Origin of the sequence: Xanthovirga aplysinae (assembly GCF_009711365.1) — a bacterium.
GTDB classification, from domain to species: domain Bacteria; phylum Bacteroidota; class Bacteroidia; order Cytophagales; family Cyclobacteriaceae; genus Xanthovirga; species Xanthovirga aplysinae.
The window spans coordinates 1-5,828 of the sequence record NZ_SMMB01000959.1 but is presented as its reverse complement, the minus strand read 5'-3'; the positions used below and the strand labels follow the sequence as shown (position 1 = coordinate 5,828).

General features: G+C 38.6%; 4 protein-coding genes. 2 read left to right on the top strand and 2 right to left on the bottom strand.

Translation table 11 applies throughout. The features are described 5' to 3' along the window. Positions 1-80: 80 nt before the first annotated feature. Together E1171_RS09020 and cydB are read left to right on the top strand one after the other, a co-directional pair. Complete coding sequence (locus tag E1171_RS09020; protein ID WP_155205680.1) at positions 81-1,409, top strand: cytochrome ubiquinol oxidase subunit I; 1,329 nt, start codon at positions 81-83, stop codon at positions 1,407-1,409. A gap of 26 nt (positions 1,410-1,435) precedes the next feature. After that, positions 1,436-2,515, top strand: coding sequence for a cytochrome d ubiquinol oxidase subunit II (cydB, locus tag E1171_RS09015; RefSeq protein WP_155205679.1), 1,080 nt, complete (start codon positions 1,436-1,438; stop codon positions 2,513-2,515). Positions 2,516-2,589: 74 nt separating this feature from the next. Here the strand turns inward: cydB and E1171_RS09010 are convergent, their stop codons facing one another. Further along, positions 2,590-3,579: an SDR family NAD(P)-dependent oxidoreductase gene (locus E1171_RS09010; protein ID WP_155205678.1), complete on the bottom strand. Its 990-nt coding sequence runs from the start codon at positions 3,577-3,579 to the stop codon at positions 2,590-2,592. A 223-nt stretch (positions 3,580-3,802) separates the two neighbouring features. After that, on the bottom strand, positions 3,803-5,828 hold a 2,026-nt coding region (locus E1171_RS09005; protein ID WP_155205677.1), incomplete at its 5' end, for a S8 family peptidase.

The window sequence follows — 5,828 nt, the reverse complement described above, 5'->3', positions numbered from 1 at the left end:
TGATATCTTCCTAGTGCCTAGTTGATTTTTTATAACAGCCTAAGGAAAGAAGGCTGTTGGGACTTTAAAGCCTTAGAAAAATGGGTGATGCAATTCTATACGACCGCTTGCAATTTGCATTCACAATTTCCTTTCATTATTTATTTCCCCAATTAACTATGGGGCTGGCCCTTTTAATAGTGATACTCAAGTCAATTGCCATACGGAAAAATGATGAGAGATACCACTCGGCGGCTAGATTCTGGATAAAGATTTTTGCTATTAATTTTGTGATGGGAGTGGTAACGGGCATTCCCATGGAATTCCAGTTTGGCACGAATTGGGCAAAATTTTCAGAATTGACAGGAAGTATTGTGGGTCAAACCTTAGCTATGGAGGGTACCTTTTCCTTCTTTCTGGAGAGTGCTTTTATTGGGATCATGCTTTTTGGAGAAAAAAAGATGTCTCCTAAAGTTCATTGGTTGGCATGTTTCTTTGTTTTTGTGGGTTCTTGGCTCAGTGGCTTTTTTATTATTGTCACCCATGCCTGGATGCAGCATCCTGTTGGGCACATTATTGACGAAACTGGTAAATTTACGTTGACTAGTTTTTCGGCTCTTTTTTCCAACCCATGGCTTCCTTGGGAATATTTGCACAATATGATTGCTGCGGTAGTTACTTCTTCCTTTGTGATGGCAGGAGTCGGAGCTTTTTACTTATTATCCAAGAAACACCAAACATTTGGGAAGTTATTTTTAAAGGTAGGTTTAATTGCAGCATTTGTTTCTTCGGTGCTGGTGGCTTTTCCAACAGGAGACCAACAGGCAAAAAATGTGGCAAGAATGCAGCCAGCTACTTTGGCGGCCATGGAAGGGTTGTTTCATACCGAAAAAGGACCTGGCATTATTTTAATTGGCCAGCCCAATATGGAGCAAAAACGAATAGACAACCCGATTTATATTCCTCAGTTGCTGAGTTTAATGACCTATATGCGTTTTGACGCTGAAGTGAAAGGTCTTGATGCCTATCCTCAAGATGAAATTCCTACCAATATTCCTTTACTTTATTATGCATTTCATATCATGGTGGGGCTAGGTACACTTTTCATAGTAATATCTTTAATAGGTTTGTTTTTACTTTATCGCAAACAACTTTTTGAAAAGAGATGGATGTTATGGCTTTTGATGGCCCTTATTCCTTTTCCATATATAGCTAATACTGCTGGCTGGATGACAGCTGAACTAGGCAGACAACCCTGGCTAGTTTACAAATTATTACGTACTGCTGAAGGTGTTTCTCCTACCGTATCGGCTGGAAATGTTCTCTTTACCTTTATGGGTTTTGTGGGCCTATACTTTTTGCTGGGGGTATTATTTCTGTTTTTAGTAGGAAGGGTAATCAATCAGGGCCCTGACCCTCTTAAAAAATGATTTATTTAGCCTAAAATTTATATCCTATGGAAATTGTTTGGCTTTGTATTTTAGCATTTATGTTTGTGATGTATGCTATCCTTGACGGCTTTGATTTCGGTGCAGGAATGTTGGATTTATTCTTGGCAAAGGAAGAGCAGGAAAGCATGCTCATAAAAAGAAGTATTGGTCCTTTTTGGGACGGGAATGAAGTTTGGTTGGTGGCTTCTGGAGGGTTGTTATTCATGGCTTTCCCTAAATTGTATGCGGCCTTTTTTAGCGGGTTTTACCTCCCTTTAATGATGGTGCTTTGGCTAATTATGGGAAGAGGGATAAGTCTGGAACTGAGAAATCAAGTGGATAACTCTTTATGGAAGGCATTATGGGATAAATTATTCGGGTTATCCAGCCTATTACTAGCCTTGATCTTTGGAATTGCTTTTGGGAATGTCCTAAGAGGAGTCAATCTTGGAGGGGTAGAAAATGGGGTATCCTTGTATGAAAGTAATTTTTTCTTCGCTCCTTTATGGACAGACTTTGTAAATCCGGAAAACCCAGGGGTCATTGATTGGTTCAGCTTGTTTATTGGATTGATTACTGTTTTTACACTGATGATCCACGGAGGGAATTGGGTCATACTTAAAATAGAAGGTCAATTTAAAACAAAAATTAAAAGATTTATTAGAAAGATTACAGTGATTGTTTTTTTGATGATGTTACTGTCTTTTTATTTTGTGCATCTGGTAAAGCCAGATATTTATTCCAATTTCCTGGAAAATAAGTTTTTGTTGCTTCTTCCCCTTATTGGAATCATTGCACTTCTTTTGAATGTTATTTTTCAACGTGCTGAAAAGGAATTAGCAGCCTTTCTTTGTTCCAGTATCTTTATTGCTGGAATGTTTACCTCTGCCCTCGCAGGTATTTTTCCATCCCTTTTGCCAAGTACAAACAGTATAAATCCTGATTTAACAATCTACAACGTTTCTGCCTCAGATTATGGTCTTGGAGTGGGGCTAAAATGGTGGATCATTGGTATTATATTAATTTTAGCCTACTCTTTTATGGTTCACTGGATGTATAGGGGGAAGATCGCTAATGATAAAGAAATATATAAACAATATCATTGAGACTAAAGGGGAGGTTTGTGCTCCCCTTTCTTTTTTTAACCCAGAATTTGAAATTTGTTTCGTTTTTTTACTTTCTAGTTTTGGTTCATTTCTTTTAGGAAATCAATCGTATTTTTAATTCCTTCTTTAAAGGGTAAAGGAGACCAGTCTAGTTCTTGTTGGGCTTTTTTACTTTGGGGGTAGGCGTTCCATTGTAGAAAATGAAGCTGCCCCTTTGGGATCAAAGGAGGTCTATTGGTGAGAGTAGCCAATTTTTCACCCAAAAAGGATACACATTTCGCTGCAGCTAAAGGGACTACCATGGGTGTTCTTTTCCTATTGTCGTAATGGCCAAGGGTAGTTTGAGCAACTTCTTCAAGTGTTTGATAGGATTCGCTTAAAATGTAACGTTCTCCAATTGCGGCCTTCTCTTCGGCTAGAACATGCCCCAAACCTACATCAGGGGCATAAACTACAGGAAATCCTCCCGGTAATAATGCAGGGAGTTTGCCTCTGCATAGATCCTGTATCATATGGTTAATACCAGGAGAAGTTAAGGAAGCAGGACCTGGACCATAGACAGCTGATGGGTGAATAAAAATGGCTGGCAGCCCTTTTTTCATGACTTCCACTACAATTTGGTCAGCTTGCTGTTTTGACCTTTCATAATAGGTTCCCTTAGGTTCTGGGTCAATAATAGATTCATCATATTCTTTAAGGCTTTCTCCTTGGAATACATCTATGGTACTGGTGTAAATAAAGCTTTTAACCTTTTCTTGAAGTGCTATCTCTGCTATATTTTTGGTTCCCTGAACATTGACCTCCTGGAATATATTAGGATCACGCATCCATTGTTCAGGAAAACCTGCGCTATGATAAATCACGGAACAACCCTTGACCGCTTTTTCTAGTGAAGCTTTATCGGTAATATCACCTTGAACAAACTCGCATTCATTTGGTAATAGTAATTTACCTTTCTCAATGGATCGTAGTAATACCCTCACTTTTCGTCCACGCTTTATAAGAGTGTCCACAATATTGTAGCCAATTAAACCGGTGGCACCAGTTACTAATGTTGTTTCCATGTTTTAATGCTTTTTGAAAAATAAACTAACATTATCTTTTAGCAATAAAGTAAAGAAAAGATAAGAAAGCCTTCTCTGAGAATATATTTGTAAAAGTGTAAAAGCTCTTCTTCCTCTAAAAGTTAGTAAAATACATTATTTGATTACCTCCTCTATCAGTTGAAATGGAGGAAGATATACATCTTTGCTAATAATACTTATTTAAATGCTTTATTTACATTTTTTAAATCTTTACCATTCGCTTTATCGCAAATTGTTTGTCTTCGGTGGTAATTTCTAAAAGGTAAATTCCTGCCGGTAATTGGTAAAGGTCCAGGTTTATAGCTTTTCTGTTGGAAATAGGAGTAGTTGAGAGATCCTCTATCACATTGCCCATATGATTTCTTACTTTTATTGCTATATCTCCTTGTATTTCTTCATGCCATTCCAAAGTAAATTTTCCATTATTGGGATTGGGGAAAATTCGTGCTAATTCAGAAACCTCAAAACCCGGTAGGTTTTGAAGTATTTCAATCTCAAATCTATATTTTGTTGACAAACCATTAGTTGCAGTGGCTTTTAAAGTAAAATTATAAGTTCCTAAGTGTCCAACAGGCGGTGTGAATTTCAGGGTGAGAAGATTATCGTTGTCAACATTTAAAGAATAATAGTCATTGGTTTCCTCTAGACTATACCGTATTCTGTTATCTTCAATACCTTCTACCTCTGCTTTAAAGAAAAGTTCGAGGGGCAGGCCTTCTTTACCAATCATTTGATCAGCAGAAGGGGTAGTAACAAATTGGGGTGGGCTGTAATTATTCAAAGCAGCCCAGGCATCTATCAGACCATGCCCTAATTGTCCTCTAAATTCAGGGTTAAAAGAATCGATGTTGTGAGCAGAGCTTAAAAGGATAGCTTTCAAATCTTCAGCAGTAAAATCAGGACCACCAAATTCAGACACCAATAGAGCTGCAATTCCTGAAACATGTGGTGCTGCCATGGATGTTCCTTGCATCCAGGCGTATTCTCCTCTTGAAATGGTACTTAGTATCCCTCGGGCTTGGTCACCACCACTAGTCTCACCGCCAGGTGCCATCAAATCCACCCAATCTCCATAATTGGAATACCAGCCCTTGGTGTAATCTGGGGCTATCCCACCTACTGCAATTACACGGTCATAGTAAGCGGGGTAAGAAGGAAGGTTGCTATCGTCATTACCTGCAGAACAGATAACAATTCCTCCTTTCATTGGGCTTCCAGGGTAATCTCCCGCTTCATTAATAAAGTAATCAATAGCATCTAAAACCACTTGTTCATATTCGCCTGGATTTAAATAATTCCAGCTGTTTTGGGAAATCACGGCTCCATTATCGGCCGCATAAACATACGCACTCTGGAACCCTGTGAGATTGGCAGTATTGTTACCTTCAAAAATTTGGGTAGACATTAAGCGTACTCCATCGCCATTTCTTCCACTGCCTCCGGCTACTCCAGCTACACCTATTTCATTATGATTAACAGCCGCAATAGTACCTGCCACATGGGTTCCATGGTCATCAGGAGTAATATTGGGGGAATTCTCGTAAAAATTGTAGCCAGAAAATCCATCTTCATTCACCCATAGGTTGTCAATTAAATCGGGATGGGTAATGTCTATTCCACCATCCATTATTTGTACAATAACCTCTGGAGAGCCTGTCTGCATCTCCCAAGCTTTAAATAAATTAATATCAGCTCCCTCGATACTTCTAGGAATTTGGGCTGTGTTGTAATAATTCCATTGTTCAAAAAGTCTTGGATCATTGAATGGCGGATTCTCATTTGTAGCGTCTATTTCTCCTACTTCTTTTCCTGAGGAAAAATCAATTTTAAAGGGTAGTACACTTCTTGTTTTCAGGTATTCTGGCTCAGCCCACTGGACTTCCTCACTTTCCATATATTGTGAGGCGACCTCAAGGCTATTAACGGTACTGTCGATTTCTAATTCATACCATAAATGAAGCCCGTATTTTTTGTGTTTTTTTTCGAATTTTTCCGAATAAGGAAAAACACGCTTCATTTTTCTGTTTTTATAACGAGCATTTAAACTATCTATCCTAGCCCGACCGCTAATGACAAACCCTTTAGTGGATCTTTGCACTTTTCTTTTTGCCATTCGCTCTTCCATTTCAGGGGTGAATTTTACCCTTAACACTCCATGTTTTATGGACTTCCTTTGTTGGGCCCATAATGTAGGAATGGAAAGGAGGAGAAAAAGAAGGAATAGTGCT

Bases quoted from the DNA above. Each gene is read 5' to 3' on its own strand.
- E1171_RS09020 (WP_155205680.1), top strand. From the start codon at position 81: ATGGGTGATGCAATTCTATACGACCGCTTGCAATTTGCATTCACAATT.
- cydB (WP_155205679.1), top strand. From the start codon at position 1,436: ATGGAAATTGTTTGGCTTTGTATTTTAGCATTTATGTTTGTGATGTAT.
- E1171_RS09010 (WP_155205678.1), bottom strand. From the start codon at position 3,579: ATGGAAACAACATTAGTAACTGGTGCCACCGGTTTAATTGGCTACAAT.